The organism is Sphingobacteriales bacterium (assembly GCA_016719635.1).
Lineage (GTDB): Bacteria > Bacteroidota > Bacteroidia > Chitinophagales > JADIYW01 > JADJSS01.
On the sequence record JADJYT010000003.1, the window covers coordinates 239,553 to 266,120 of the forward strand.

A 26,568-nucleotide genomic window follows, 5' to 3' on the forward strand; every position below is an offset into this window, starting at 1 on the left:
AATTGTCAGAAAATATTCAACCAAATTGGTAACTTGAAGTATGGAATATCTTGTTACTGCAACTGGATGGATGGCCTATTTTGCACTGCATAGCATTTTGGCATCCAGGAAAACCAAGGAATGGGTGAAAGGTACATCTTCTGTCATCCACGAGAACTACAGAATCCTGTATAATATCATCTCGATTATTGGGTTAGTCTTACTGATGCTGCTCACCTTTCAGAATCCTGTTTTGCTCTTTAAGGCACCTTATATATCTTCTTTCATTGGGTTTTCGTTTGCCGGCATCGGTACATTCGTTCTCCTTGTTGCCTTAATGACATTCGACCTAAAAGAATTCATCGGCATCGCTCCCCGAAAGGACGTTCCAGCAGAGAACGGCAAACTGATCATTACAGGAATTTATCAGTATGTGAGACATCCATTATATACCGGAGTCATACTGCAGGTTTTAGGCGCATATGTATTATTCCCTTACATCAAAGTTCTGATTGCAAGTGTTATTCTAATAGTTTACATTTTGATTGGCAGCAAACTGGAAGAAGTAAAACTGATAGATGAATTCGGCGAAGAATACATCAGTTACAAGAAAAAGGTAAAAGGCCTGATTCCCTATATTTTCTAATCCACCCGTTCAATATTGATGTGCGCTTTCTGGGCGATGCGAATCGGAATATTTTCCACCCGGCAGTTCGTTTTTTCCAAGCCAAAATCCACTTCTGTAGGAATACTCAGCCCTTTGATGAAATTATAGGATTTAATCAGGAACTGCTCCACCGGGTTTAACTTATTATCAATCGATACGATTGAATTCAATACTACATACTTGAAGTCTGCCGGATAGCCGTGTTTACGGAGCGAAGCATAGTGGCTCAACAAATCTATCTCCCCTTGTTTTTCCATATCTTCCACAATTTTCGTAAACATGACGTGCACCTTGTGATCCACCTTAAACCCGAATTTCAAACGGATGAAAAAACATTTCTGCGGAATGACGGTCTCCACCGAATATTCCGCACCGTAAGGTTCGCTGGTGATATCCACATGCACAAACCAATAGGTATCGGCGCGTTTGGGCTTTTTGCGGAAGATGGAATAAATTATATTGGAATCGATGTGTTTTTTATCGTTGGCATTGCACATAAACACCAGGTTCGTGGCTTCTTTCGGAATGGAAGTGTCATTCTGCAAATCCTGCAAATCGTCCAGGTAATCCTTGATTTCAACGAATTCGATATGTTTGTTACGCAATTTCTTACCCAGATAAAATAAGTACATGGTCACAAAGATAAATATGGCGATTATCAGGGCAAACCAACCACCGTGTGCAAACTTACTTAAGTTAGCAGATAAAAAAGTGAACTCTATCCATAAGAAAAAGAAAAGGAATGCATAAACAAACAACTTTGGTTTTCTTTTTACCGTGAAATAATAGGTTAACAGACTGGTCGTCATCAGCATATCAATGGTAATGGCTAATCCGTATGCTGCCTCCATTTTACTGGATTCTTTAAAGAGTAACACCACGACTGTACAACCAAAAAACAAGAACCAGTTGATGAACGGAATATATATCTGTCCCTGGGAGATGGAAGGATAAATAATTTTTTGATTCGGCCATAATTTCAGTTTCATTGCTTCATTTACCAGTGTAAAGCAACCGCTGATCAATGCCTGGGAAGCAATTACAGTAGCTAATGTTGCAATTCCAATTCCAATATATAAAAACCATTTAGGCATTAAGGAATAAAAGGGAGAAACCACATGCCAATCCAACTGTTTATTTGACATTATAAAGGCTGCCTGTCCGAAATAACTGAACAACAGACAGATTTTTACAAAACCCCAGCTGAAGCGGATATTTTGCTTGCCGCAATGCCCTAAATCGGAATACAACGCCTCTCCTCCTGTAGTACATAAAAATACCGCACCTAAAAACCAAAATCCTCCGGGATAGTGTAAGACAAGATTAAATGCATAATAAGGATTTAAAGCTTTAAAGACAACCGTATTCTGTATCACTTGGTGTAAACCCAATGTACCTATCATGGTGAACCAAATAAACATTACCGGACCAAATACCACACCCACCCTGTTTGTACCGAATTGCTGAACAACAAACAAAAAAAACAAAATTGTAAGAACAATGGGGACTGTCTGCAAGTCAGGATATATTATAGTCAACCCTTCGATAGCAGATGAAATAGAAATAGGTGGTGTTATAAATCCGTCTGCCATCAAAGTAGCGCAACCTATCAATGCAGGAATAATAGTCCATTTCGCTTTATATCGCCGAACCAATGCATATAATGAAAAAATACCACCTTCACCATTATTGTCCGCATTTAAAGCAAGAATCACATATTTTACGGTGGTAACAAAAGTAAGCGTCCAAAAAACACAGGACAATCCTCCTAAAACCAATTCATCCGTAATTGCGTGCTTCCCCTCCATTGCCATTGTCATGATTGCGCGGAGTACATAAATCGGCGAAGTACCGATATCCCCAAAGATGATACCTAATGAAATAAGTGCCCCTGCTGCTGTTAGTTTATTTAAGCCATGATCTATTTTATCAGCCATATTGGATATTTTGAACCGCGTATGTTGTAGAAAAAACGGTGTGCAAATTTAATAGAAATTACCATTCGATTCGTTTATTTATTATTATTTTGTACACACCTAAAACCGTTTATACACCATGTATTTCAGCCGGTATTTCTTTCTAATCAACTGTGTCACTTATATTTACATGGGTTGGGATAAACTGAAGGCTAAAACAGGCGGATGGCGGGTTTCGGTATTTCTGCTCTTATTGCTTAATTTTGCAGGCGGTTTTGTTGGCGGTTGGACAGGTATGCTTACATTCCGTCACAAAACATCCAATAGTCCGTTTATCAGATGGATGTGGCTTTGTACCGGACTATGGATACTGATTCTTGGTTTTTTCTACTATTATAAATAAAAAAATGAGCGACAATAAAATAAAATGTCCCAACTGCGGTACACTGATAGACATTGATGAAGTGCTAAACCATCAGGCGGAAGAAAAATACAAAAAAGAGTTTGAGGAAAAATACAGAAACTCCGCTTCAGAATTCCAGAAAGCAAAAGAAGCGCTGGCATTGCAGCTAAGAGAGTTTGAGGAAAAGAAAGCGAAAGAAAATGAACTCTTTCAAAAACGGCTCGAACAGAAACTGGAGGAGGAAAAAATAAAAATCACGCAGGAGCAGCAGTCAAAACTTAAAGAAGAATACGCGTTAAGCCTCCAAAAACTGGAGGAAGAAAATTCGGCGCGCAAGGAAGAAAACCAGGCCTTGAAAAACCAGCGGCTGGAATTACTGAAGAAAGAAGAAGCGCTGGAGGAGGACAAAAAGAATTTTGAATTAAAATTACTGGAACAGCGAAAGGCCGTAAAGGAAGAACTGGAATCAAAGATAAAACAGGAGAAGGATTCCGAAATAGACCTCTTAAAGAAGGAATTTAAGATCAGGGAAGAACAACAGGCGAAACTCATCGATGAGATGAAGCGGAAGGCGGAACAGGGATCCATGCAATTGCAGGGTGAAAAACAAGAACTTGTAATCGAAGAGTTTTTAAAAGATAACTTCCCGTTTGATGAAATCAGTGAAGTTGCAAAAGGAAAACGAGGTGCAGACTGTATACAAATAATAAACACCCGAAATAAATCACATTGCGGCAGCATTATTTATGAGAGCAAGGAAACAGCTAACTGGGATAACAAATGGATTGAGAAATTAAAACAGGATAAAATTACTGCAAATGCTGATATTGCTGTTTTGGTAACCACCAAATACCCCAAAAATATTGACAGAATGACGTTGATAGAAGATGTTTGGGTATGCTCTCTTCCTGAATTTAAAAGTTTGTGTTTTGTCCTTCGAGACAGCCTGATTAAAATTGATGCTGCCACCACTTCACAAATGAACAAAGGTGACAAAATGGTCATGCTATACGATTATTTTACGGGTGCAGACTTTAAGGACAAATGGACGGCAATACGTGAAAGTTTTATAGCCATGAGAATGTCAATTATTAAGGAGCGCGAACAGATGGAAAAATTATGGAGCGCCCGTGAGAAAAATCTGGATAAAATCATACGCAACGCTTCCAACATCCAGGGTGACATAGAAGGCATATCAGGGTTGGAAAATGTTGATATTAACTTATTGGACGAATAAATTTACTGCGCGTTCAATTTCGCCGATAAGGTAACCGGTACGGCTGCCAATGCTTTGGATACCGGGCAATTCACTTTTGCCACGCCTGCCAATTCCTGAAATTTTTCTTCAGAGATTCCCGGAATAGTTGCCTCGAGCTCCAGGTGAATACCCGTAAATCCAAAACCGCTTTCCCCTTTTTCAATGGAAACGATCGCCTCTGTATGAATGGATACGGGTGGAAATCCGGCGTTGGATAATTGAAAACTCAATGCCATGGAAAAACAACCGGCATGCGCTGCGGCAATCAGTTCTTCCGGATTTGTTCCGGCCTTACCATCCTCACTCTGAAAGCGGGCGGCAAATGAATAAGGTGTATCCTTCAAAATGCCGCTGGTGGATGTCAGCTTTCCGCTTCCTTCCAACCCTGTGCCGTTCCATACGGCAGTTGCTCTTCTTTTTAGTGTCATGGTAATCTATTTATGTTTGTAAAGGTAATAAATCGATAATTAAAATCCCTACTAGATTCCTCTGTATCACTTCAAATCGAAATAGAAAACAGGGAAAATTGCCATTTACCATTTAAATCTGCCGTTTACTCAATCGTTCGGGGGAGTGTATCAGCCTCGATATACCTTTACATCATCAAAACAAACAATACACACTAACAACTAAAACAAACAAAACTATGAAAACGAACATTCAAACAGCAGGTGCAATCATCTTAACAGAGATTGCCTGCGCAGCAAAGAAAATGGCAGTTAAATCTTCCAAAACGGCATTACTGATTGCAGTTGGACTGACTTTTGTATTGAGCTCCTGCAGCCGAAATGTAAGCTCCGGATGCGGTACCTGGTCGTATAAACAATCCAACGAACGCAAGTACAACAGTCAGGTAGCGAAGATGTACAAAACCTGCCCGGGCGGATTCTGCTCCAACTCCAGATAAGCGAATCAAAAACCATGAAACAAGAAAAGGACTGCGCATGCAGTCCTTTTTTATTATTTATAGAAATCTTCTATTTCAGCCCGCCAATCATATCTTCCGGCTTCACCCATTCGTCAAACTGTTTTGCGGTGACATACCCCAATTTAATGGCTGTCTCTTTCAGCGTTGCATTATTCTTGTGGGCGGTCTGTGCAATTTCAGCCGATTTGTAATACCCGATTTTTGTATTCAGTGCCGTTACCAGCATCAGTGAATTTTCCAGATTCCTTTTGATGTTGCCGTGCAATGGCTCGATTCCCGTTGCACATTTATCATTGAACGACACACATACATCTCCGATTAACCGGGCACTGTGCAGGAAATTATAAATCATCACCGGCTTAAAGACGTTTAATTCAAAATGGCCGTTGCTGCCGCCGATATTGATGGCTACATCATTTCCCAGCACCTGTGCAGCCACCATCGTCATAGCTTCACATTGTGTAGGGTTTACTTTTCCAGGCATGATGGAGGATCCCGGTTCGTTATCCGGGATATGAATCTCGCCGATGCCGCAGCGCGGTCCGGAGGACAGCATACGGATATCATTCCCGATTTTCATCAGGGAAACCGCCACCGTTTTCAATGCTCCATGTGCTTCCACAATGGCATCGTGCGCCGCTAAGGATTCAAATTTATTATTCGCCGTAACAAAAGGTAGTCCGGTTAAATTCGCAATTTCCTTCGCTACATTTTTTGCATATCCCTTAGGGGTATTGATACCCGTTCCCACTGCCGTTCCGCCTAATGCCAGCTCGGCTAAATGGTCCAGGGAATTTTCAACCGCTTTCAGACCGTGATCCAGTTGAGACACATAACCTGAAAACTCCTGCCCCAACGTAAGCGGTGTGGCATCCATAAAATGCGTACGGCCTATTTTTACAATTTTGGAAAACTCTTTTGATTTTTTAGCCAGCGTATTTCTCAATTTCTTGATGCCCGGGATGGTCGTCTCCATTAAAATGGTATAAGCCGCAATGTACATGGCGGTTGGAAACGTATCGTTGGATGAATGGGATTTATTGACACCATCATTCGGGTTGATTAACTTCTTTTCATCCGTTAACTGACCGCCTAACAGGACATGGCCACGGTAAGCAATCACTTCATTGCAATTCATGTTTGATTGCGTTCCGGAACCCGTCTGCCAAACCACCAGTGGAAACTGGTCATCCAGCTTACCCGCCAGGATCTCATCGCACACCTTACCGATCGTTTCACACTTTTGCTTTTCCAGCACCTTGGCTTTGTAGTTGGTAATGGCTGCCGCTTTCTTCAGGTAAGCAAATGCCCGGATGATTTCCTTCGGCATTTTATTGATATCCTGTGCAATCTGAAAGTTGTCGATGGAACGCTGTGTCTGCGCTCCGTAATAAACATGTGCAGGTACCTTCACCTGACCCATTGTGTCTTTTTCTATTCTGTATTCCATTTTATAATTGTTGTATTCGGTATTGGTCATTTGCTTATCCTTATTGTTTTAGATAAAACCCCGAACTTTCTGTTTTAGCCCCCCTTTTCCCCCTGGGGGGGTTTCCCTTTCCCACCTTATGCAAAGCTTAGCTAATTTTTGGGGGGGTCCCAAGAAAAGGGGGGGGGGGAGAGGGGGGTGTCCCCTTTTATTTTTCCCTTCCCCGGGGGGGGGAGATTTGTTTTTTAAAAAGGGAATTCTCTTTTTTGGTGGGCCTTCCTTTTTTCACTCCGCGAAAAAAAATTTTTTTTTTTTCACATTCCCCTTTTTTTTTTGGTTGTGTGTTGTTTGGTGTGTTTCTCTCCCTCTTTAAAAAAATTAAAAACACAAACCCCCCCCCCTGCCTCGGTTTTTGGGGAAGGGAAAGGAAGGTTATTTTTTATTTTTTTTAAATTTTAAAGGGCCGGGGGCTGGCGTGGTCCTTTCCTTCCCCCTAACCTCTCTTTTTTTTTTTTGGGGGGGGTTGGGCTGGCGCCCCCCTTTTTATTTTTTGTTTTTTGGTTTTTCTCTCTTTCGCGCCTCGGTGTTTTTTTTTTTTGTTTTTTTTTTAAAGGAAAAAAAAAAAAAACAAAGAAAGGGGGGGGTTTGGTTTTCCCTTCCCCCCCCTTTTCCTTCCTCCTTAAAATCAGGTTTGCGTTTTTCCAGGAAAGCCGCCACCCCTTCTTTCACGTCTTCTGTTTTAAACAAATCGCCGAAGGCATTGACTTCATAGGCAAATCCATCCACTCCTTCCTTGAAATAAGCATTGGTGCATTCAATGACTTTTGCCACTGCAACCGGCCCTTTGGTGGCTATTTTATGGATTATGGATACTGCTTTTTCTATGGCGGAAACTTTATCCTGTTCCACGTAATTCACCAATCCCAGATTCAATGCCGTTTGCGCATCAATCAGATCCGCTGTCAGGTGCAATTCCAATGCCTTTGCCTTACCAATATATTGTATCAGGCGCTGTGTGCCGCCGTATCCTGCAATGATTCCCAAATTGACTTCCGGCTGTCCGAATTTTGCATTGGACGTGGCGATACGCATATGACAGGCCATGGAAAGCTCACATCCGCCGCCTAAAGCAAACCCGTTGACCACCGCAATGACCGGAACGGGCATATGCTCAATGGAAAAGAAGATATCATGACCGCGCTGTGCCAGCAACTTCGCCTGCTGAATATCCAGCGTCTGGAACTCAGCGATGTCGGCACCCGCCACGAATGCTTTCTCTCCGGCGCCCGTCAGGATTACACCCTTTAATCCGTGTGTTTTCCTCGCTTCTTCAAATGCCGTCTGAATTTCCACAATGGTTGCTCCGTTCAAGGCATTCAGCTTGTCAGCACGGTTAATCGTCAGATGGAGAATATTATCCGTAATTTCCCATAATAAATTCTTGAATTCCATAGTACTAATTTTATCTGAATACAAAGCGTAGAATGATATCCGGAATGATACCTGCCAGAATAATCAATGCAGTAATAAGCAACAGGGCAATGGTGTTAAAGCCTGATATTCTTATTGGTGTCGTGCCTTCGGCATCCATGCTGAACATCGCAATGATGATTTTGAAATAATAATACACGCCGATTAAAGAGGCCAATATGGCTATCACCGCAATCATGGTTTTACCGCTCGCCAGAACATTTACCAATATAAAATACTTGGCAAAAAATCCGGACAGAGGCGGTATTCCGGCCATGGATAACAAGGCAATGGTCATGGAACCCGCCAAAACCGGATTGCGCTTCACCAGCCCTTTAAAGATGGAGATTTCCTCTTCCTGCTCCGCCTGTTCAGACACCAGGTAAAACACCCAGAAGGCTGCAAGGCTGGAAAGCGTATAAGCCAGTAAATAATGCCAGGTGACATAGGTGGTGGAAGGACTCAGAACGGTTATTCCCAAAATAATAAAACCGGCATGGCCGATGCTGGAATATGCCAGCATACGCTTTGTATTGGATTGGGTGGCTGCAATAACATTGCCCAGCACAATCGTAAGCGTGGAAATGACCAGCAATATGATATTGTAAGTGGTATAGAAAGAAATGACAACACTGAAGAGCCTGTAAAAACCGACGATGGCTCCAATCTTGACAATAGTTGCCATGAAGGCCGTAATGACAGTTGGCGCACCTGTGTACACATCCGGTGTCCAGAAATGAAATGGGACTGCCGACATTTTAAATGCGAGCGCAAACAAAATCAACACCAGTCCGACCATCAGCAGTTGCTGGCTGATTCCATAAGTGGACATGGAGGTCGATACAATCTGCATCAGCTTAAAACTACCGATGGCGCCGTACACAAAGGTGATACCCAGCAGCAAAAAGCCGCTTGCAAAAGAGCCTAAGATAAAATACTTGAAAGCCGCTTCGTTTGAATTCAGGCTTCGCTTATTGCTACCTGCCAGTACATATACAGGAATGGACAATATCTCGACACCGAGAAACAACATCGCAAGATGGGTATAGGAACTTAAAATGAACACACCCACCAGGGAAAACAGCACCAAAGAATAATGATCTGATTGGCTATGGTCATTCTTTATGTAATTAAAGGAGAAGATCAACCACAAAATGGCAATGAAAGAAAATAATATGGTGAAGGCCAGCGGAATCTTATCCAGAACCAGCATGCCGTAAATATTTTCATTGGTACCGAAGTCGTTGAAGCAAAAGCCGATATTGACCAGCAATCCGACAATAGCAAAGGGCAGTATCAGCTTACGGATATTCAGTATCTCGAATACCAGCGCTGCGATTCCCAATCCCGATAATAATAATAACTCTTTCATATTTCTAACATTCTCTTCGAGAACCTCTTTTATTGTACTGAATTAGCTGTAACACTGTGTACATGATCAATTAATTGTTTTACCGGTTGTTCAGATACATCCAGTATGGTATTTGGAAACAATCCGAAGAATATCACTAATACCGCAAATCCGGCCAGTATCATCTTTTCATCTTTACTGATTTCACCAAACGTTTGTGTCAGGCTGTTCGATTCACCGTGCATCATCGCCTGATAGGCGCGCAGCATATACACTGCTCCCAGAATAACGGTCAACCCCCCAAAGAGAGCCGCCATCATATTATACTGAAAAATACCATGCAGCAGCAGGAACTCCCCGACAAAACCATTGGTCAGCGGCATGGCTATACTTCCGAGCAATACAATCAGAAACAGGACGCTGAATTCCCGTGATACATTTCGGATACCGCCTAACTGATGCATCGTATCCGTTTTCATTTTACTGAAAATGATATCGCACACATAAAATAAGGCGACCACATTGATACCATGAGAAAGCATCTGATAAAGTGCACCCTGTACCCCCTGAAGATTCCAGGAAAAAATACCGGCAGCAATCAATCCGACATGCCCGAGCGATGAATACGCCAGCATGCGTTTAAAGTCTTTTTGTGTCAATGCCATAAGGGATCCGTAGACTACACTTATCACACTTAGTGTAATAACGTATTTGGATGCAAGCTGCCAGCCCAGCGGCACCACCGGTATCAGCCAAACGATCAATGCAAAAGCGCCCATTTTCAACATAATACCCGACAAAAGCATGGTACCTTGTGTAGGTGCATTGACGTAGGTATCCGGCTGCCAGGTATGCAGCGGAAAGATCGGTATTTTGATGGCAAAGGCAAGGTAAAAGGCGATAAACACCAGTAACTGCTCCTTTGCTGTCAACTGCGCACCTACCTGATAAAATGCGTTCATGCTGAAACTTCTGTCCGGATTATGCATCCATACAAATATGATAGCCAGCAGCATGAATAAACTACCGAATAGTGTATAAACGAAAAACTTAAAGGTGATTTTTTGTCTGCCAGCTCCTCCCCATATCAGTGCAATCAGATAAATGGGCAGCAAGGCCAGTTCCCAGAACACGTAAAACAACAAGGCATCTTTAGCCAAAAACACCCCTAATAAGGCACTTTGCATCAGCAGGATTAAACTAAAATAGGCTTTCGGATTTTTAATGGTTCTTCCTTCCGTACTTTGAATAATGAAAGGCAGCAATAAAACCGTCAGTAATACCAGAATGATATTAATTCCGTCAACCTTGAGAAAAAAGTCAGCACCTAAAGCCTGTACCCAATCTGTATGAAAGATGAAATCCGCAGATGCCGGATTTGACTTAAACTGACTGAAGATATACAGACCCACACCTAACGTCACCACCGTACCTAACAGGGCGTTATTTTTTGCCTGTTTCTCATTCAGAAACAACGTTGAGAAAACGAAAAGCACCGGTAATATGACCAAGAGTAATACTAACATATTTTACAGACTGAACAACAAGTAAGCAATTTTTTCAACAACAACAGAATATGTAAATGAGACAACATGGTTTACCCCATTTACTGCGATTTCCGATAATTCATTATCCATATTCCCCGATAATGCCAGCAACGCCAACTGTGATACGCCAATAAACAAAGCGATACGCTGTATGTATCTTGCATTGAAGACGTTTAAGGCAGGTATGGCTACTACCAGCAACGTCAGTAAGAATATCAGTATCATATTTTAAATTTTTATAAACATTAATAATATCAAACCTATCATACTCAACACCATCGCAATAGCATAAAATCCTATACTGCCCGTTTGTGTCAGCCTTAATAACTGGCTCCAGTTCACGACGGAAGAGCCTATTCCATTTACCATGGCATCAATCCCTGATCGCTCCACAAACCCGTACAACAGTCCGGCAATTCTATTCAACGGCTTTACAACAACCGCTTCATAAATCTCATCGATATAGTATTTGTGGTAAATAATTTCCTTAAATAAGGATATCGGCGCATCATCATCCTGCGGGATTTGTTTTTTCGCGATGAATATTATTCTGGTCCATAGTATGATTCCTAAAATCAGAACCACCGTTACGCCCATCAAAAGTAATTCCGTATTCAGCGAAATTTCAGCCTCATTCATTTGGACAGAAGCGGCCAGGAAACCATCCAGCCAATGATGGATATTCAATGCATGGCCAAGCTCATGCGGGAATCCAATAAAACCGGCAACAACAGAAAGCCCCGCTAAAACCATCAATGGAACCGTCATGCTTTTAGGCGATTCATGTACATGGTTTTTCTGGATATCATTTCCCCGAAATTCCCCGAAGAAAGTCAGGAAGAACAAACGGAACATATAAAAAGCCGTCATCAATGATACCAGCAATGCCAAAGCAAACAATATCTTACTGTGTACAAACAGTTCAGCCAGCATCTGGTCTTTGGAGAAGAAACCCGCAAACGGCGGAATGCCTGCAATGGCTATGGCAGCTATCATGAAGGTAACGTAGGTAAGGGGCATTTTATTTTTCAATCCGCCCATATTGCGTATATCCTGATCACCGCTCATACCGTGAATCACACTGCCGGCACCGAGGAATAGCAAGGCCTTAAAGAATGCATGCGTGACAACGTGAAATACACCGGCGGAAAATGCGCCAACGCCCAATGCACAGAATATCAGTCCTAACTGGGATACCGTCGAATATGCCAGCACTTTTTTAATATCATTCTGAAACAAGGCAATGGAGGCGGATAATAAAGCCGTTGCAATTCCCACGATGGAAATAATTTCCATCGTCAGCGGCGCGGCGCTGAATAAGGTTCCGCATCTGGCAACCATATAAATTCCGGCTGTCACCATTGTGGCAGCGTGAATCAGGGCAGATACGGGTGTCGGGCCAGCCATTGCATCCGGCAGCCAGGTGTATAATGGTATCTGTGCGGATTTACCCATGGCACCGACAAACAACAACATGGTTATCAGTGTCACCAGCTTTCCGTCTACCACAACATTACCCACCTCACCAAACACATGGTGATAATTGATACTGCCAAAAACGCCGAACGTGAGGATGATACCCAGCAGGAACCCCAAATCACCGATGCGGTTCATGATAAATGCTTTATTAGCAGCGTTGCTGTATCTGATATTTTTAAACCAAAATCCAATTAAAAGATAAGAGCAAAGCCCAACCCCTTCCCATCCTACAAACATCAGCAGGAAGTTATCTCCCAATACCAGTAAAAGCATAAAGAAGACAAAAAGGTTCAGATAGGAAAAATAGCGGTTGTAATCTTTCTCATCGTGCATGTATCCGGCGGAATAGACATGAATCAGAAATCCGACTCCTGTGATAACCAGCAGAAAAATGACAGACAATGAATCTACCAAAAATGAAAAGTCTGCATGAAAATCTCCTACACTTATCCAGTTCATCAAAGGCACGGTGACGGCCTGATTGTCAGAAAGCTGAGAAAAGAAAAGCAGTACTGCTACAAGGAAAGAAGCCAGTATACTTCCGGGTGCCAGATAGGTGGTGATATGCTTTGGTAATTTTTTGCCCAACAAAGAGATGATGGTAAAACTCACCAACGGAAATAAAGGAATAAGATAGACTAATTGCTGCATGAACCTGTTATTGTTTTACTTCTAACAATTTAAAAAACTCATCCAGTTTTGGCATGATGATAATCTCCGTACGTCGGTTGACTGTTCTGTTCGCAGGCGTATCATTGGCCACTTTAGGATAATATTCGGAACGGCCGCCGGCAATCATTCTGCCCGGATCGACGCCGTCTTTCAACTGCAATCCACGTGCAACGCAAGTGGCGCGTTTTACACTCCAATCCCAGTTGTCCGCCATACAGGCAGTGGCAATCTGAACATTGTCGGTATTTCCTTCAATCAGCACATCAAAGGTTTTGTAATCGTTGATCACCCTTGAAATTTTCTCCAGAATGGCGCCCGCTCTCGATGATATTTCAGCACTGCCGGATTTATAGAGCATTCCATCTGACAATGAAATCAACACCACTCCTTTGTCCACTCTCACGTTCACATCGGTATCATTCACATCTACCAGGGAACGTTTTAAATTCAACACCAAGACCAGATTCAATGAATCCTTAGAACGGATCTGGGCATTCAACAAGCTGATATCCCTGCTTTGTTTATCAATCGTTTCCAGTGATTTTTTGATGCTTTCCGCTCCTTCCTTGCTGATAACGGACAAATTTGTCAGCTGATCAAGCAATTTACCATTAGTAGATTTCTGAAAGTCCACTTCTTTCAACAGCTCTTCGATTTTCGATTTTGCTTTAGCCAATTCTGCCGACAGTGCATCATAATCACCGGATTTCTGACCAAACTTTTTCTCACACTCAGCAAGATCAGACGTTGTCTGGCGCAGAGCCTGCTCGAGTTTATCCTTATCCAGCTGAGTCGCCTGAAACTTCTTCTTGCTTACACAGGAAGACAAGGCAATCAATGCTATCAATACAATTCCAACTTTTTTCATAACTTATAATTATATGATTTATGAATTACCACTTCAGTTTATTTAATGCATCAATATCGGTCGATTTGGTATTCCGGTATATCATCATCAAAATAGCCAAACCTACCGCCACTTCCGCTGCAGCCACTACCATAATGAAGAACACGAACACCTGTCCGCTGCTGTCGCCCAGGTATCTGGAAAAAGCCACCATCAGCAAGTTGACGGCATTCAGCATCAGCTCAATACACATGAAAATGATAATGGCATTTCGTCTGAACAGAACGCCTAATACGCCAATACAGAAAAGTGTTACAGCGAGATAAATGTACCACTGAATCGGAATACCTATTATTACTTCTTTCATTTTATTTAATTATCGTTATATGTCACAAGTTATTACCGCTGTTTATAGCCTGCCTGTAACATTCACCTGTCATCAATGTATATCTTTTTTACTCAGGAACACCGCTCCTACCATGGCCGACAAAAAAAGTATCGACGAAATTTCAAACGGAAGCATATATTCCTTAAATAATACTTTTCCTAGATTCTCCACCAACCCGATATTGCTGTTTTGTGCGGATGGAAGCATACCTGTTTCAGCCCCTTTCAACAGGGCGACAAGACAAACCAGCAACAATCCGGCCGAGACGGCAGCAGCGACCTTCGGTATATTTTTCTTATGCGGTTCAATTTCTTTGTTCAGATTCAACATCATGATGACATATAAAAACAGTACCATGATAGCGCCGGCATATACGATAATATGCACTACCGCAAGAAACTGTGCATTTAAAATCAGGAAATGGCCGGCGATGGCGAAAAAAGTGACCACCAAATACAAAACAGAGTGTACCGGATTTTTATCGAATATGACCATAAGCGCACTCAGCACAGCCACAAAGGATAAAAAGAAAAATAAATACTGCGATAGATGCATATCAGATGTGAGATTTGAGATGTGAGATTTGAGATTTATTTTTCATTTCATTATTGTTATTTAATGTGTTTGCTGATTACTTCGTTCCTCGCAATGACCTATTTAATGATGTTTGTTTTCGTTTAATAAGTTTCCCCTGTCTTTCCAGGTTTGATTATGATATTTAGTTTTGTCTTTTTTAAACTCCACTACTTCCGGTGTTTGCCTTTCCGATAAATCGATTGGATGATTTACATCTTCCACCAGTTTATCTTTGCCATATACCATATCTTTTCTGTTACCTGAAACGGGAACTATCCTGTCCGTCAGGAAGATGGCTTCTTTCGGACATGCTTCTTCACACAACCCGCAGAAAATACATCTCAGCATATTGATTTCATAAACAGCCGCATACTTTTCTTCCCTGTATAAATGCTCATCCCCTTTCCTGCGTTCTGCTGCATCCATCGTAATGGCTTCTGCCGGGCAGGCCACTGCGCACAATCCGCAGGCCGTACAGCGTTCAGCACCGTTTTCATCTCTTTTCAGTACATGCTGCCCCCTGTAGGTGCCGGAGATTTCTCTTTTTACTTCCGGATATCTGACAGTAGCCGGTTTTTTAAATAAATGCCTGAACGTAATAGTCATACCATTTGCTATGGCAGGCAGGTATAACTGCTCTACCAGGCTCATTTCTTTTTTTACTACTACCTTTTTTCTGTTCGTAAGTTGCATACGCTACTTTTATTCATACTAAACCTTTCCCAACGCATACATCAGCACACCTGTTGCCAGAATATTGAATATTGCCAAAGGAATTAAAATTTTCCAACCTAAATTCATCAGCTGGTCATACCTGAACCTTGGAATCGTCCATCTCACCCACATAAAAAAGAAGATAAAGAAGATGATTTTCCCAAAGAAGAATGCAAATTGCAATATAGACAAGACATTTCCGTCTATCGGTAAATGATTTTGAAACGGAATATTATAGCCACCGAAATACAGCGAAGAGATAATCGCAGACGAGATAAATATGTTGATGTATTCCGCAAACAGATAAAAACCGAGTTTCATGGATGAATATTCGGTATGATAACCGCCTACCAGTTCCGTTTCACATTCCGGCAAGTCAAAAGGAGCCCGATTCGTTTCTGCAAATGCACATATCAGAAAGATTAAAAATCCCAACGGCTGATAAACGACATTCCACATGGTTCCATCCTGCTGCCGCACGATTTCACCCAGGCTCAAGGAACCTGTTTTCATTATCAACGCCACCAGGGCTAAACCCATAGCGATTTCATAGCTGATCATCTGAGAGGAAGCGCGCAAAGCACCGAGCATGGAGTATTTATTATTCGATGCCCACCCGCCAATCATGATACCATATACGCCAAAAGACACCACGCCAAAAACATAGAGAATGCCGATATTGATATCCGCAATCTGCAATGGAAATGAATAATCGCCGATATTGATATTGCCGCCCCACGGCACCACCACGCCCGTCATCAATGCGGTGAGCATAGCCAGGCTCGGCCCTAAAATAAACAAGAATTTATTAGATACGGTCGGAATGATTTCTTCTTTCATAAACATCTTCAAACCGTCCGCCATCGGCTGCAGGATACCAAACGGACCGGCTCTGTCCGGACCGATTCTATCCTGCATAAATGCCGCCACTTTCCTTTCTGCATACGTTGAATAGGCTGCAACACCCAATGATATCAGGAATACCAACAGTACCAAAATAGTTTTATACAGGATAAATATCGCCATTACTTTTCAATATTATTCGGATTCAAGGCACCTTCGCCCAAATCCACTTTTTTACCTTCTAATTTTTGCATGTGTTTATAAACACCAATCTGTAATTTTTTCAACTCATAATGATTTTGAGAAATAACGGAATGATGGCTTACTTTACTCGGTCCTTCTATCGTCCAGTCTTTCACCTGTTTTTTATCAAAGCGACAATCATTACAGATAAATTCCTCCACTTCTCCCCACCTGTCTTTGCGGGCGGTAACACGCAATACATCCTCTCCTTTCATCCACAAGCGGACCTTGCCGGAACATTTCGGGCAATCTCTGTGCGCATCTACCGGATTGGTAAACCAAACACGGCTTTTGAAACGGAATGTCCTGTCCGTTAATGCACCTACCGGACAAACATCAATCACATTTCCGGAAAAATCATTTTCAATCGCCTTTTCGATATAGGTAGAAATTTCAGCGTGGTCGCCACGATTAATCACACCATGAACGCGGCCGTCGGTAATCTGCTCACATGTTTTCACGCATCGGTAACACAGAATACACCGGTTCATGTGCAGCTTGATCTTATTTCCTATATCGATTGGATCAAACTCTCTGCGCTGAAATTCATAGCGTGTTCCTTCTTTGCCATTTTCATAGCTTAAATCCTGCAGATGACATTCCCCAGCCTGGTCGCAGACCGGACAATCCAAAGGGTGGTTGATCAGTAAAAACTCCACCACACCGGCACGGGCTTCAAGTAATTCAGGGGAAGTCGTATTCCGCACCACCATACCGTCCATCACGTTTGTTCTGCAACTGGGAACCGGTTTCGGCATAGGACGCGGATCTTTTTCCGAACCTTTTTCCACCGTGACGATACAGGTTCTGCAATAGCCACCGGAGGTTTTCAGCTTGGAATAATAACACATGGTTGGCGGTGCAATGTTTGTGCCGTGTTGCTCGTCTATCCTTCTTGCCGCTGCCAGAATACTGGTGCCGTCCGGAACTTCGATGGTTGTATCGTCTATGGTTACCTTTGCCATGTTAAAAATTAATAAGTTTGAATGAAAAAGCCATAAGTTTTTAGTTGTTTTTTAATAGCTTTTCTTCAAGTTTCCACACAACGGGGGGTCAAATTTTTTCCCTTCTCCCCCCCCCCAAAAATACCCCCCCCCCCCCCCCCCCCCCCTCTTAAAAAAAAAACTTCCCACGCCCCCCGGCCCCCCCACCCCCGCGGGGGAGGGGGGGGGGGCCCAACCCCCCCGCCCGCCCCGGCCCCCCCTTTTTTTTTTCCTTCCCAAAAAACCTTTATTTTAACTTATTACTTGTTGAATATTATTTAATCTGTAATAATGTTTCACATCATGAATGGATTGAGGATTGCGGACATACTCTTCAAATTCGTGCCTGAAATGACGAATTGCCGCAGCTACCGGCCAGGCAGCCGCTTCACCCAAGGGACAAATTGTTTTTCCTTCAATCTTCGACTGCACATCCCACAATAAATCGATATCCTTCATGGTTGCCTTACCATCTATAAATTTTTGAAGGATTTTTTCCATCCAGCCGGTTCCTTCACGACACGGCGAACACTGACCGCAGCTTTCATGATGATAGAAACGGGCGAATGTGAACAGATTTTTTACAATGGAAGTATCTTCATCCATGGCTATAAATCCGCCGGAGCCCAACATGGTACCGGTTGCAAAGCCGCCGTCACTCAGGGATTCATACGTCATTAAACGAGGTTCACCTTTAGCTGTTTTTAAGATTAATTCTGTAGGCAAAATCGGAACGGAAGAACCGCCGGCAACCACTGCCTTTAACTTTTTCCCGTTACGGATACCCCCGCAATATGCATCGCTGTAAATAAACTCCTCTACCGGCAATCCTAATTCAATTTCATATACTCCCGGTTTATTGATATGGCCGGAAGCAGAAATCAATTTTGTACCTGTGGATTTTCCAATACCAATTTTAGCATAGGCCTCGCCGCCGTCATTGACGATTGGAACCACTGCAGCAATCGTTTCTACATTATTTACTACTGTCGGACGCCCCCACAAACCCGCTACTGCCGGAAAAGGTGGCTTCAGTCTCGGATTTCCTCTTTTGCCTTCCAGTGATTCCAGCAACGCCGTTTCTTCCCCACATATATAGGCACCACCGCCGGGTTGTACATATAAATCCAGATCGTAGCCGGAACCTAAAATATTTTTCCCCAAAAGTCCGGCTGCATAGGCTTCCTTGATGGCGTTTTGCAAAATCTTGATGATGTAATAATATTCACCCCGCACGTAGATGTATGAAGTACTGGCACCTAAAGCATAACTTGAAACAATCATTCCTTCCAATAACAGATGAGGAATGCGCTCCATCAGGTATCTGTCTTTGAACGTTCCCGGTTCAGATTCATCGGCATTACAGACCAGATGGCGGGGAACGCCTTCCGGTTTGGCGAGGAAACTCCATTTCATACCCGTAGGAAAGCCTGCACCTCCGCGGCCCCGCAAACCTGATTTCTTTACTTCCTCCACCACATCATCCGGCTTCATCGTTTTCAGCGCCTTCTCCAGTGATTTATAACCATTGTGCTGACGGTAAACTTCTAACGTATTTATCCCCGGTATATGATCGTATGTAAGTAATATTTTTTTGCTCATGTTTTATTCAATAGATGCTAAACAGGTTCAGCAATTCAGTAATGTGTTATACGTATCTGCTTCGTTTATTTTCTTTTCTTAAGTCCTCTAAAATCGTATCAATTTTATCAAAGGTCAGGTTTTCATAATACTTATCCCCTATCTGAAACATCGGCGCCGTTCCGCACGAACCCAGACACTCCACCGTTTTGATTTGGAACATACCGTCTTGAGTGGGCTGTCCGACTTCCACCTGTAATTTACTTTCCAGGTATCTGACTATATCTTCCGAGCCGCACATCCAGCAGGAACTCGTCTGACAGATTTCTATCAGGTATTTGCCTACCGGTTTCAAATTAAACATAGAATAAAAGGAAGCCACTTCATATACTTCTATCGGTTGTATGTTCAAGATAGATGCCACATAATCCATCACTGGTGCACTCAACCAGCCATCAAATTCAGCCTGTGCCAGGTGCAGTAAAGGCAACAAAGCTGATTTGCTTTTATCCTTAGGATATTGATTTAAAATCTCCTGCACTTTTTGTTGTGCTTCGTCTGAAAATTTTATGTCTGTCGCTGTTGTCATTAATTCAAAGTCTTCTAAGTTCAAAAAGATCCCTCACTTCGTTCGGTATAGATGCTATGCGTCTAATTCTCCTGCAATCACATTCATGCTGCTCATCGTCAAAATCGCATCACTCAGCATACCGCCGCGTATCATGCTCGGATAAGCCTGATAATAGATAAAGCAGGGCCGGCGAAAATGCAAACGAAATGGCTGACGTCCGCCGTCACTGATTAAATAAAAGCCCAACTCTCCGTTTCCGCCTTCCACGCTGTGGTATACTTCCCCTTTCGGAACTGCCGTTTCTCCCATCACAATTTTAAAATGATAAATCAGGGCTTCCATTTTACTGTACACATCCTGTTTGGGAGGCAGATAAAACTCCGGCAAATCGGCATGATAACTGCCATCCGGCATATTTTTAATGGCTTGTTCAATAATGCGCATACTTTGCCACATCTCTTCCATACGCACCATATACCGGTCATACGTATCACCACTGGTACCCACCGGAATGTCAAACTGAAAATCCTGGTAGGAGGAATATGGATTCGCCACACGGACATCATAATCCAAGCCGGCCGCCCGGAGATTTGGACCGGTGAAACCATAATCCAATGCATCTTCTACGGAAATACCGCCAATATTGATGGTTCTGTCCATGAAAATGCGGTTTCTGTCCACCAATTTCTGGAACTCTGCCAATCCTTTCGGGAACTCTTTCATAAAGTGATGGATCTTATCCCATACTTTTGGAGAGAAATCTCTTTCCATTCCGCCTATTCGTCCGATGTTGGTAGTGAGTCTGGCACCGCATATCTCTTCAAAGATTTCGTAAATCCATTCCCTGTATTGAAACAAATGCAGGAATCCCGTCATAGCACCTGTATCTACGGCGATTACCGTATCACAAACAATATGATCCGCAATACGGGACAACTCCATGATAATGACACGCATATATTGCGCACGTTTCGGAATTTCGGCACCGATTAATTTCTCCACCGTCATATGCCATCCCATATTATTTATAGGAGAAGAACAATAGTTCAACCGGTCGGTAATAGGTGTAATCTGATTATAGGGCCTCCGTTCGGATAATTTTTCAAATGCCCGGTGGATATAACCTATGGTTGAAACCGCATCCACGATCACTTCCCCATCCATCGTCAATACATTCTGAAATATACCGTGCGTGGCCGGGTGCGTTGGGCCAAGGTTCAGCGTAGAATATTGCTTTTTTTCGTATGTAGAACTTGTATTATTCATCAGTCAATAGTCAGTAGTATTCTGAGTTTTATTTAAATTTTCCTCACTTTGTTCGGAATAAAGCTTGTTTACCGTCCAAACATCTTATCATTTTTATCTTCCCGCTGCAAATCTTCCAGTGGGTATTCCTTTCGCATCGGGAAATAATTCATTTCGTCCATATTGAGGATTCGTCTCAAATTCGGATGTCCGATAAAATTGAATCCAAAAAAATCATACTCCTGTCTTTCCATCCAGTTGGCAGTCTTCCAGACATCCGTCAACGTCGGCACATTCATATCTTCCCTGCTCATGAACGTTTTGATACGAACTCTCCAATTTTTAGGCATATTATGCAACTGATACATCAACCCAAACTCCTTATCCTGCAGATTTTCAGGATAATGTAATCCGCATAAGGTAGTCAGGAAATGAAAATTCAGTTCTTTATCTTCTTTCAGAAAGACGAGCACCTCTTTGATAAGATCTTTTTTAACTATAAAAACAGGAATATCGTATTGGAGTTCGTATGCCAGCAGGCCACCATCAAATCTTTGCTGAAGTTTATCTTTTACTATATCTAACAATTCACTCATCTTTCAGTATTAAGTATTTAGCAGGCAGTAAGCAGAAACACTACATACTACGCGAACTGTTTACCCTCTATTCTATTCCGTATTGAGCCAACATCGCTTTGTACTCCGGAGAATCCCTTCTTCTGCGTTCCTCACTTTTTGCCAACTCCTGTATTTTTAATATTCCATCGAGTACCTGCTCCGGACGCGGCGGGCAGCCAGGAATATAAACATCCACCGGAATAATCCTGTCAATTCCCTGCAATACGCTATAAGTATCGAAGATTCCGCCACTGCTGGCACAGGCACCCATACTCAGCACCCATTTAGGTTCTGCCATCTGCTCGTATACCTGACGCAGTACCGGCCCCATTTTCTTGGAGATGGTACCCATCACCATTAATAAATCTGCCTGACGGGGAGAAAAGCTCAAACGCTCAGATCCGAACCGAGCCAAATCGTAATGAGCCGCCATGGTAGCCATAAATTCAATTCCACAACACGATGTTGCAAACGGCAATGGCCATAAGGAGTTAGCCCTTGCCAATCCCACCACTTTATCCAAAGAGGTGGCAAAGAATCCCTGCCCTTCCAATCCTTCAGGTTTGTATGCCGGGTGAATATCTATCGCTGTTGTACTCATTTTTAAAGTATTTAGTAGCGGGTAGGCAGTTTGCAGTTATACTGCTTACTTAAAGACTGCATACTGAATACTACTTTATTTCTATTCCCATTTCAGTGCCCCTTTCTTGATGATATAGAAAAACCCCCTCCAGTTTTGTTTTGGATTTATGGTGAGGTCCCATCCAGTGCGTCACCCCCATCACGAGGCCGACAAAACCCAAAGCCACCAGGAACATCATGACAATTGGCAGAAAAACTAATATCTGGCTGGCTAAAAGCATTTTTACGATTTGAAGACACGCAAATATAGTATTAAGTTTCAAAATAGCCAGATGATTTTTATCACGAAACGGTTAATGTTAATATCCTATTATGGAAATTATCCACCTTTTGTCTCTCAATAGTAAAATGAATTGTAAACGATTAAATTTGTCCTTATGTACGAGAATGAAATTACGGATGCCGCGCAACGGCTTGCTTATGAATATGTCTTAAAAACCTTTGTGAATGTGTTTGTTACGGGAAAGGCGGGAACCGGAAAAACCACTTTTTTAAAATCCATACAACATAATGCGGTTAAAAACACCGTTGTCGCAGCCCCGACAGGCGTGGCTGCCATTAATGCAGGCGGAATGACACTGCACTCCCTGTTTCAGTTGCCTTTCGGGCCATTTCTGCCCACCAAACAACGGGTCTCCTCCAATTCCACCAACCTGCATTCTCTTTTTGAAAACCTTAAACTCAGCAAAGCTAAAATCCAGTTGCTTAAAGAGCTGGAACTGCTGATAATTGATGAAGTCAGTATGCTGCGCTGCGATACGCTGGATTGTATCGACACCATATTAAGAACCGTTCGCAGGAATCAGTCGGAAGCGTTCGGAGGTGTTCAGGTATTATTTATCGGCGATTTATTTCAACTTCCGCCTGTGGCTGTTGACGATGAATGGCGGCTGTTAAATGATTTTTATGAAACACCCTTTTTCTTCAGTGCACAGGTGATGAAAGAATGCCACTTCGTGCATATAGAATTTACCAAAATATACCGCCAGAGTGAAGAAAAATTCATCCGGCTACTGAATAAGGTGCGCAACAACGAGATGACAGAAGATGATTTCTATCTGTTAAATGACCGCTATCAGCCAGAGCTGCTGAATGACCTGGATGAATCCATCACCTTAACCACCCACAACTGGAAAGCAGACAAAATCAATCAATCACAGCTTGCCAGACTGGATGGAGAGGCGGTTGGTTTCTCCGGTACTCTGGAAGGCGATTTCAACGATAAGGCATTGCCTACAGAAATGAACCTGAATCTAAAGAGAGGTGCTCAGGTGATGTTTATCAAAAATGACAGTAGCCACGAGAAGCGATACTATAACGGAAAACTGGCTACGGTCACCAACCTTTCAGATGATGTCATTACTGTAAAATTCCTGGAGGATGACATAGAATATACGGTAGACAAGGAAACCTGGGAAAACATCCGTTACAACTACAATCCGGCTGCTGACAAGATAGAAGAAGAAAAAATAGGCAGTTTCACACAATATCCCATCCGCCTGGCATGGGCCATCACCATACATAAAAGCCAGGGGCTGACATTCGACAAAGCCGTGATAGACACCGGACAAGCGTTTGCTGCCGGACAGGTTTATGTGGCACTTAGCCGTTGCAGGACACTGGACGGACTGTTTCTGATGACGCGCATTACACAGGATGCAATTATGAGTGACGAGCGAATCATCAACTTTACGGAAAATCAACTAACGGGTGAAGATGAGTTGATTCGCACGCTTCCTTTTCATAAAATGGAGTTTGCCAAAATACAGCTGATAAAAGCCTTTGACTGGACCAAAATGGTGGATCTCGTCCATGAATTTTCAGATTTTGCAGAAGAAAAACGGATTCCGGAAAAAGAGACGGTACTCATACTGATAAAAGCCATCACCCAATCCATCCGGGAGTTAAAAGAAACGGCAGCTAAGTTTTCCATTCAGCTACAGGAAATACTGAAACATATAGACCAACCGGAATACCAATTGCTTCTACAGGAGCGCACCCTGAAATCCATCCAATACTTTGGAAACCAACTGACCAGCCAAATCATCAAACCGTTAGATGGCATGATTGTTACCATGCACCATAAGAAAGGTGTTCGCGGCTTTTTGAAAAAGGCGGAGGAACTCGAACTGGCTTTCATTTCCAAATTACAGGTAATAGAAAAGTTGCAGTTCGGCGACACAGCATTTTATGAAGGAGCATCCTTTTACAATAAGGAAAATACGGAAATCAGGGAGCTTCTGCAAAAAAAACAGGAAAAGGGAGCTTCGCAGCGGGAAAGCCTGCGACTATATAAAGATGGTAAAACCGCAAAACAGATAGCCGAAGTACGCAACATGGCACTATCTACCATAGAGGGGCATCTGGCAGAATTCGTATCTGGCGGTGAAATTGACATTCATGATTTTTTAAAGGAAGAAGATTTACAAGCTATAAAAGCTGAAATGAAACAAATTTCCGGATTTTCAGTTACGCCGCTAAAACAACATTTCGGCGACCGGTTTTCCTACGGACGACTGAGAATGGCAGTGGTATGGCTGAATAAAGAGAAATAAAAAAAGTCCTCGAAATTTCGAGGACTTAGCGGTCCGGACGGGACTCGAACCCGCGACCCCGTGCGTGACAGGCACGTATTCTAACCAACTGAACTACCGAACCTGCTTTAAAAGCGAGTGCAAATATACAAACTTTTTCATTTTTTGCTCCTTCTTTCCTAAGTTTTTTCCAACAAGTAATGAATTTGAAAGTATTCGTTTATCAAATCATAAAATACTACCTTTGTTTTATGTCATTCTTTTCTGAGATAATACGCTTCTTTTTTTATTTTTTTCTGAAGTTTAAAAGACCTGCAGTTAGAGAACATCAGCCGGTTTCTTTGTTGAACGCTCAAAAAATCGGCATTCTATTTTATGCAGACAATATACGTATCAACGATATCATTTTAGCATTCAGTCAAAAATTAAAGAATGCCGGCAAAGAAGTAGAAGTGCTTGGCTACATACCAAAAAGCGAATTGGGATTTGTATTCCCTTTTCCATTTATCACCAATAAAGATGTAAGCTGGTACGGAAAACCCTGTGGCAGCATTTCTGAATCTTTTATACATTCCATATTTGATTTAGTTATCAATTTCCACACGGAAGAATGTTTGCCGTTCGAATATATTTGCGCCGTTTCATCTGCAAAATTCCGCATTGGGTTCCGGTCAGATGCAGACATTGCTAACTATGATTTAATATTAATTTCTAAAGAAAATAAGGAAATTTCTAACTTAATTCAGAACTTAGAGCATTACTTAAAATAGATTTTCACACAGAATATGAGTACATTGAATTTTAAGGGTGTTGGTGTGGCATTGGTAACACCATTTAATGAGCAGAAAGAAGTCAATTTTGCGGAGTTTGAGAAAGTCGTCAACTATGTTATTGATGGCGGAGTGGATTATGTCGTCGTACTGGGCACAACGGGAGAATCGGTTACCCTCAGTAAAAACGAAAAACAAGACCTCATAAAGGCATGCGTGGATGTAACGAATAAACGTGTTCCGGTCGTTGCAGGTTTTGGCGGAAACGATACAAAGAATATCATTGATGACATAAATAAATATGACCTGACCGGTGTTAATGCTGTTTTATCGGTAAGTCCATATTATAACAAACCGACACAGGAAGGCATTTTCGAGCATTACAAGGCTATAGCCAATAATACGAACTTACCAATTATACTCTATAATGTACCGGGAAGAACAGCTTCTAATATCCGGGCAAGTACAACCCTGCAACTCGCTCATGAATTCAAAAATATCATTGGCATTAAGGAAGCGAGCAACGACTGGATGCAGCTGTTCTGGCTGGCAAGGGAAAAACCTGTTGATTTTCTGCTTATCAGCGGTAACGACGATCTGATAGTTCCCCAAATATCGATAGGCTATGACGGAGTCATTTCAGTGATTGCCAATGCCACTCCTAAACATTTCTCTGACATGGTGCATCAGGCGTTAAATGGGGATTATGCTTCCGCACGCAAGACTGTCTATGCATTGGACGAGCTGATTACCTATTTGTTTGAACAGGGCAATCCTGCAGGTGTGAAGGCAGCTTTGAAACACCTGGGTGTTTGTGACGATTTTGTTCGCCTACCGCTGATGCCGGTCAACATTGAACTGCGTCAAAAAATTGGCAAAAAACTGGACGGTCTGTTTGCGGCTGTATAACTATCT

General features: G+C 42.4%; 27 protein-coding genes and 1 tRNA gene. 7 read left to right on the plus strand and 21 right to left on the minus strand.

Annotated elements, in window-relative coordinates:
- The first annotated feature begins 40 nt into the window (after nucleotides 1–40).
- Nucleotides 41–625: an isoprenylcysteine carboxylmethyltransferase family protein gene (locus IPM95_07935; protein ID MBK9329231.1), complete on the plus strand. Its 585-nt coding sequence runs from the start codon at nucleotides 41–43 to the stop codon at nucleotides 623–625.
- On the opposite strand, the gene IPM95_07940 is transcribed toward IPM95_07935, so the two are convergent.
- Complete coding sequence (locus IPM95_07940; protein MBK9329232.1) at nucleotides 622–2,583, minus strand: KUP/HAK/KT family potassium transporter; 1,962 nt, start codon at nucleotides 2,581–2,583, stop codon at nucleotides 622–624. The two genes, IPM95_07935 and IPM95_07940, sit on opposite strands and share 4 nt — an antisense overlap.
- A gap of 118 nt (nucleotides 2,584–2,701) precedes the next feature.
- Between IPM95_07940 and IPM95_07945 the strand changes: the two genes are divergently transcribed.
- Together IPM95_07945 and IPM95_07950 are read left to right on the plus strand one after the other, a co-directional pair.
- A complete protein-coding gene (locus IPM95_07945) occupies nucleotides 2,702–2,965 on the plus strand; it encodes a DUF1294 domain-containing protein (GenBank protein ID MBK9329233.1) in 264 nt (87 codons plus the stop codon).
- Between the two features lie 4 nt (nucleotides 2,966–2,969).
- Entirely contained in the window at nucleotides 2,970–4,202 is a 1,233-nt protein-coding gene (locus tag IPM95_07950; protein MBK9329234.1) for a DUF2130 domain-containing protein, read from the plus strand.
- Between the two features lie 2 nt (nucleotides 4,203–4,204).
- Here IPM95_07950 and IPM95_07955 read toward each other — a convergent pair whose 3' ends face one another.
- Entirely contained in the window at nucleotides 4,205–4,651 is a 447-nt protein-coding gene (locus IPM95_07955; GenBank protein MBK9329235.1) for an OsmC family protein, read from the minus strand.
- A gap of 218 nt (nucleotides 4,652–4,869) precedes the next feature.
- Between IPM95_07955 and IPM95_07960 the strand changes: the two genes are divergently transcribed.
- Entirely contained in the window at nucleotides 4,870–5,130 is a 261-nt protein-coding gene (locus IPM95_07960) for a hypothetical protein (GenBank protein MBK9329236.1), read from the plus strand.
- 70 nt (nucleotides 5,131–5,200) lie between these two features.
- Here the strand turns inward: IPM95_07960 and fumC are convergent, their stop codons facing one another.
- The 18 genes from fumC to IPM95_08050 all read right to left on the minus strand — a co-directional run bounded on the left by fumC (nucleotide 5,201) and on the right by IPM95_08050 (nucleotide 22,570).
- Nucleotides 5,201–6,601, minus strand: a complete 1,401-nt coding sequence (gene fumC, locus IPM95_07965) for a class II fumarate hydratase (protein MBK9329237.1) — start codon at nucleotides 6,599–6,601, stop codon at nucleotides 5,201–5,203.
- Nucleotides 6,602–7,123: 522 nt separating this feature from the next.
- Nucleotides 7,124–8,032, minus strand: a complete 909-nt coding sequence (locus tag IPM95_07970) for an enoyl-CoA hydratase/isomerase family protein (GenBank protein ID MBK9329238.1) — start codon at nucleotides 8,030–8,032, stop codon at nucleotides 7,124–7,126.
- 10 nt (nucleotides 8,033–8,042) lie between these two features.
- Nucleotides 8,043–9,422, minus strand: a complete 1,380-nt coding sequence (locus IPM95_07975; protein ID MBK9329239.1) for an NADH-quinone oxidoreductase subunit N — start codon at nucleotides 9,420–9,422, stop codon at nucleotides 8,043–8,045.
- A 29-nt stretch (nucleotides 9,423–9,451) separates the two neighbouring features.
- Nucleotides 9,452–10,927: an NADH-quinone oxidoreductase subunit M gene (locus tag IPM95_07980; GenBank protein MBK9329240.1), complete on the minus strand. Its 1,476-nt coding sequence runs from the start codon at nucleotides 10,925–10,927 to the stop codon at nucleotides 9,452–9,454.
- A gap of 3 nt (nucleotides 10,928–10,930) precedes the next feature.
- Nucleotides 10,931–11,173, minus strand: a complete 243-nt coding sequence (locus IPM95_07985; protein ID MBK9329241.1) for a hypothetical protein — start codon at nucleotides 11,171–11,173, stop codon at nucleotides 10,931–10,933.
- Nucleotides 11,174–11,176: 3 nt separating this feature from the next.
- Nucleotides 11,177–13,078: an NADH-quinone oxidoreductase subunit L gene (gene nuoL / locus IPM95_07990; protein ID MBK9329242.1), complete on the minus strand. Its 1,902-nt coding sequence runs from the start codon at nucleotides 13,076–13,078 to the stop codon at nucleotides 11,177–11,179.
- A gap of 7 nt (nucleotides 13,079–13,085) precedes the next feature.
- Nucleotides 13,086–13,967, minus strand: a complete 882-nt coding sequence (locus IPM95_07995) for an OmpA family protein (protein ID MBK9329243.1) — start codon at nucleotides 13,965–13,967, stop codon at nucleotides 13,086–13,088.
- Nucleotides 13,968–13,992: 25 nt separating this feature from the next.
- Entirely contained in the window at nucleotides 13,993–14,313 is a 321-nt protein-coding gene (nuoK, locus tag IPM95_08000) for an NADH-quinone oxidoreductase subunit NuoK (protein MBK9329244.1), read from the minus strand.
- Between the two features lie 72 nt (nucleotides 14,314–14,385).
- Nucleotides 14,386–14,889, minus strand: a complete 504-nt coding sequence (locus IPM95_08005; GenBank protein MBK9329245.1) for an NADH-quinone oxidoreductase subunit J — start codon at nucleotides 14,887–14,889, stop codon at nucleotides 14,386–14,388.
- A gap of 102 nt (nucleotides 14,890–14,991) precedes the next feature.
- Nucleotides 14,992–15,603: an NADH-quinone oxidoreductase subunit I gene (locus IPM95_08010; protein MBK9329246.1), complete on the minus strand. Its 612-nt coding sequence runs from the start codon at nucleotides 15,601–15,603 to the stop codon at nucleotides 14,992–14,994.
- 18 nt (nucleotides 15,604–15,621) lie between these two features.
- A complete protein-coding gene (nuoH, locus tag IPM95_08015; GenBank protein MBK9329247.1) occupies nucleotides 15,622–16,650 on the minus strand; it encodes an NADH-quinone oxidoreductase subunit NuoH in 1,029 nt (342 codons plus the stop codon).
- Nucleotides 16,650–17,675, minus strand: a complete 1,026-nt coding sequence (locus IPM95_08020; protein ID MBK9329248.1) for a (2Fe-2S)-binding protein — start codon at nucleotides 17,673–17,675, stop codon at nucleotides 16,650–16,652. Before IPM95_08020 ends, nuoH begins: the two co-directional genes overlap by 1 nt.
- A 270-nt stretch (nucleotides 17,676–17,945) precedes the next feature.
- Nucleotides 17,946–19,295: an NADH-quinone oxidoreductase subunit NuoF gene (gene nuoF / locus IPM95_08025; GenBank protein ID MBK9329249.1), complete on the minus strand. Its 1,350-nt coding sequence runs from the start codon at nucleotides 19,293–19,295 to the stop codon at nucleotides 17,946–17,948.
- Between the two features lie 46 nt (nucleotides 19,296–19,341).
- On the minus strand, nucleotides 19,342–19,863 hold the full coding sequence (nuoE, locus tag IPM95_08030; protein ID MBK9329250.1) for an NADH-quinone oxidoreductase subunit NuoE: 522 nt from the start codon (nucleotides 19,861–19,863) through the stop codon (nucleotides 19,342–19,344).
- Nucleotides 19,864–19,917: 54 nt separating this feature from the next.
- The gene (locus tag IPM95_08035; protein ID MBK9329251.1) at nucleotides 19,918–21,111 is read right to left on the minus strand and encodes an NADH-quinone oxidoreductase subunit D; all 1,194 of its coding nucleotides are present in this window, start codon (nucleotides 21,109–21,111) and stop codon (nucleotides 19,918–19,920) included.
- A gap of 68 nt (nucleotides 21,112–21,179) precedes the next feature.
- A complete protein-coding gene (locus IPM95_08040) occupies nucleotides 21,180–21,686 on the minus strand; it encodes an NADH-quinone oxidoreductase subunit C (protein MBK9329252.1) in 507 nt (168 codons plus the stop codon).
- Nucleotides 21,687–21,753: 67 nt separating this feature from the next.
- Nucleotides 21,754–22,308 (minus strand): NADH-quinone oxidoreductase subunit B, encoded by a 555-nt coding sequence (locus IPM95_08045; GenBank protein MBK9329253.1) that lies wholly within the window; start codon nucleotides 22,306–22,308, stop codon nucleotides 21,754–21,756.
- Nucleotides 22,309–22,378: 70 nt separating this feature from the next.
- Complete coding sequence (locus IPM95_08050; protein ID MBK9329254.1) at nucleotides 22,379–22,570, minus strand: hypothetical protein; 192 nt, start codon at nucleotides 22,568–22,570, stop codon at nucleotides 22,379–22,381.
- Nucleotides 22,571–22,726: 156 nt separating this feature from the next.
- Here IPM95_08050 and IPM95_08055 point away from each other — a divergent pair, with 156 nt between their 5' ends.
- Entirely contained in the window at nucleotides 22,727–24,904 is a 2,178-nt protein-coding gene (locus IPM95_08055) for a helix-turn-helix domain-containing protein (GenBank protein ID MBK9329255.1), read from the plus strand.
- Nucleotides 24,905–24,933: 29 nt separating this feature from the next.
- On the opposite strand, the gene IPM95_08060 is transcribed toward IPM95_08055, so the two are convergent.
- A tRNA-Asp gene (locus IPM95_08060) sits at nucleotides 24,934–25,007 on the minus strand.
- 127 nt (nucleotides 25,008–25,134) lie between these two features.
- Between IPM95_08060 and IPM95_08065 the strand changes: the two genes are divergently transcribed.
- Together IPM95_08065 and IPM95_08070 are read left to right on the plus strand one after the other, a co-directional pair.
- Nucleotides 25,135–25,653: a hypothetical protein gene (locus IPM95_08065; GenBank protein ID MBK9329256.1), complete on the plus strand. Its 519-nt coding sequence runs from the start codon at nucleotides 25,135–25,137 to the stop codon at nucleotides 25,651–25,653.
- Nucleotides 25,654–25,677: 24 nt separating this feature from the next.
- Nucleotides 25,678–26,562, plus strand: a complete 885-nt coding sequence (locus IPM95_08070) for a 4-hydroxy-tetrahydrodipicolinate synthase (protein ID MBK9329257.1) — start codon at nucleotides 25,678–25,680, stop codon at nucleotides 26,560–26,562.
- The last annotated feature ends 6 nt before the right edge of the window (nucleotides 26,563–26,568 follow it).

Coding starts and splice junctions, on each gene's coding strand:
- IPM95_08055 (MBK9329255.1), top strand. CDS start 22,727: ATGTACGAGAATGAAATTACGGATGCCGCGCAACGGCTTGCTTATGAA.
- fumC (MBK9329237.1), bottom strand. CDS start 6,601: ATGGAATACAGAATAGAAAAAGACACAATGGGTCAGGTGAAGGTACCT.
- IPM95_08020 (MBK9329248.1), bottom strand. CDS start 17,675: ATGGCAAAGGTAACCATAGACGATACAACCATCGAAGTTCCGGACGGC.
- nuoE (MBK9329250.1), bottom strand. CDS start 19,863: ATGACAACAGCGACAGACATAAAATTTTCAGACGAAGCACAACAAAAA.
- IPM95_07980 (MBK9329240.1), bottom strand. CDS start 10,927: ATGTTAGTATTACTCTTGGTCATATTACCGGTGCTTTTCGTTTTCTCA.
- IPM95_07970 (MBK9329238.1), bottom strand. CDS start 8,032: ATGGAATTCAAGAATTTATTATGGGAAATTACGGATAATATTCTCCAT.
- IPM95_08040 (MBK9329252.1), bottom strand. CDS start 21,686: ATGAGTGAATTGTTAGATATAGTAAAAGATAAACTTCAGCAAAGATTT.
- IPM95_07995 (MBK9329243.1), bottom strand. CDS start 13,967: ATGAAAAAAGTTGGAATTGTATTGATAGCATTGATTGCCTTGTCTTCC.
- nuoH (MBK9329247.1), bottom strand. CDS start 16,650: ATGGCGATATTTATCCTGTATAAAACTATTTTGGTACTGTTGGTATTC.
- IPM95_08045 (MBK9329253.1), bottom strand. CDS start 22,308: ATGAGTACAACAGCGATAGATATTCACCCGGCATACAAACCTGAAGGA.
- IPM95_08050 (MBK9329254.1), bottom strand. CDS start 22,570: ATGCTTTTAGCCAGCCAGATATTAGTTTTTCTGCCAATTGTCATGATG.
- IPM95_07935 (MBK9329231.1), top strand. CDS start 41: ATGGAATATCTTGTTACTGCAACTGGATGGATGGCCTATTTTGCACTG.
- IPM95_07945 (MBK9329233.1), top strand. CDS start 2,702: ATGTATTTCAGCCGGTATTTCTTTCTAATCAACTGTGTCACTTATATT.
- nuoF (MBK9329249.1), bottom strand. CDS start 19,295: ATGAGCAAAAAAATATTACTTACATACGATCATATACCGGGGATAAAT.
- IPM95_07950 (MBK9329234.1), top strand. CDS start 2,970: ATGAGCGACAATAAAATAAAATGTCCCAACTGCGGTACACTGATAGAC.
- IPM95_08005 (MBK9329245.1), bottom strand. CDS start 14,889: ATGCATCTATCGCAGTATTTATTTTTCTTTTTATCCTTTGTGGCTGTG.
- IPM95_07940 (MBK9329232.1), bottom strand. CDS start 2,583: ATGGCTGATAAAATAGATCATGGCTTAAATAAACTAACAGCAGCAGGG.
- IPM95_08065 (MBK9329256.1), top strand. CDS start 25,135: ATGTCATTCTTTTCTGAGATAATACGCTTCTTTTTTTATTTTTTTCTG.
- IPM95_07955 (MBK9329235.1), bottom strand. CDS start 4,651: ATGACACTAAAAAGAAGAGCAACTGCCGTATGGAACGGCACAGGGTTG.
- IPM95_07985 (MBK9329241.1), bottom strand. CDS start 11,173: ATGATACTGATATTCTTACTGACGTTGCTGGTAGTAGCCATACCTGCC.
- IPM95_08010 (MBK9329246.1), bottom strand. CDS start 15,603: ATGCAACTTACGAACAGAAAAAAGGTAGTAGTAAAAAAAGAAATGAGC.
- IPM95_07960 (MBK9329236.1), top strand. CDS start 4,870: ATGAAAACGAACATTCAAACAGCAGGTGCAATCATCTTAACAGAGATT.
- IPM95_08035 (MBK9329251.1), bottom strand. CDS start 21,111: ATGAATAATACAAGTTCTACATACGAAAAAAAGCAATATTCTACGCTG.
- nuoK (MBK9329244.1), bottom strand. CDS start 14,313: ATGAAAGAAGTAATAATAGGTATTCCGATTCAGTGGTACATTTATCTC.
- nuoL (MBK9329242.1), bottom strand. CDS start 13,078: ATGCAGCAATTAGTCTATCTTATTCCTTTATTTCCGTTGGTGAGTTTT.
- IPM95_07975 (MBK9329239.1), bottom strand. CDS start 9,422: ATGAAAGAGTTATTATTATTATCGGGATTGGGAATCGCAGCGCTGGTA.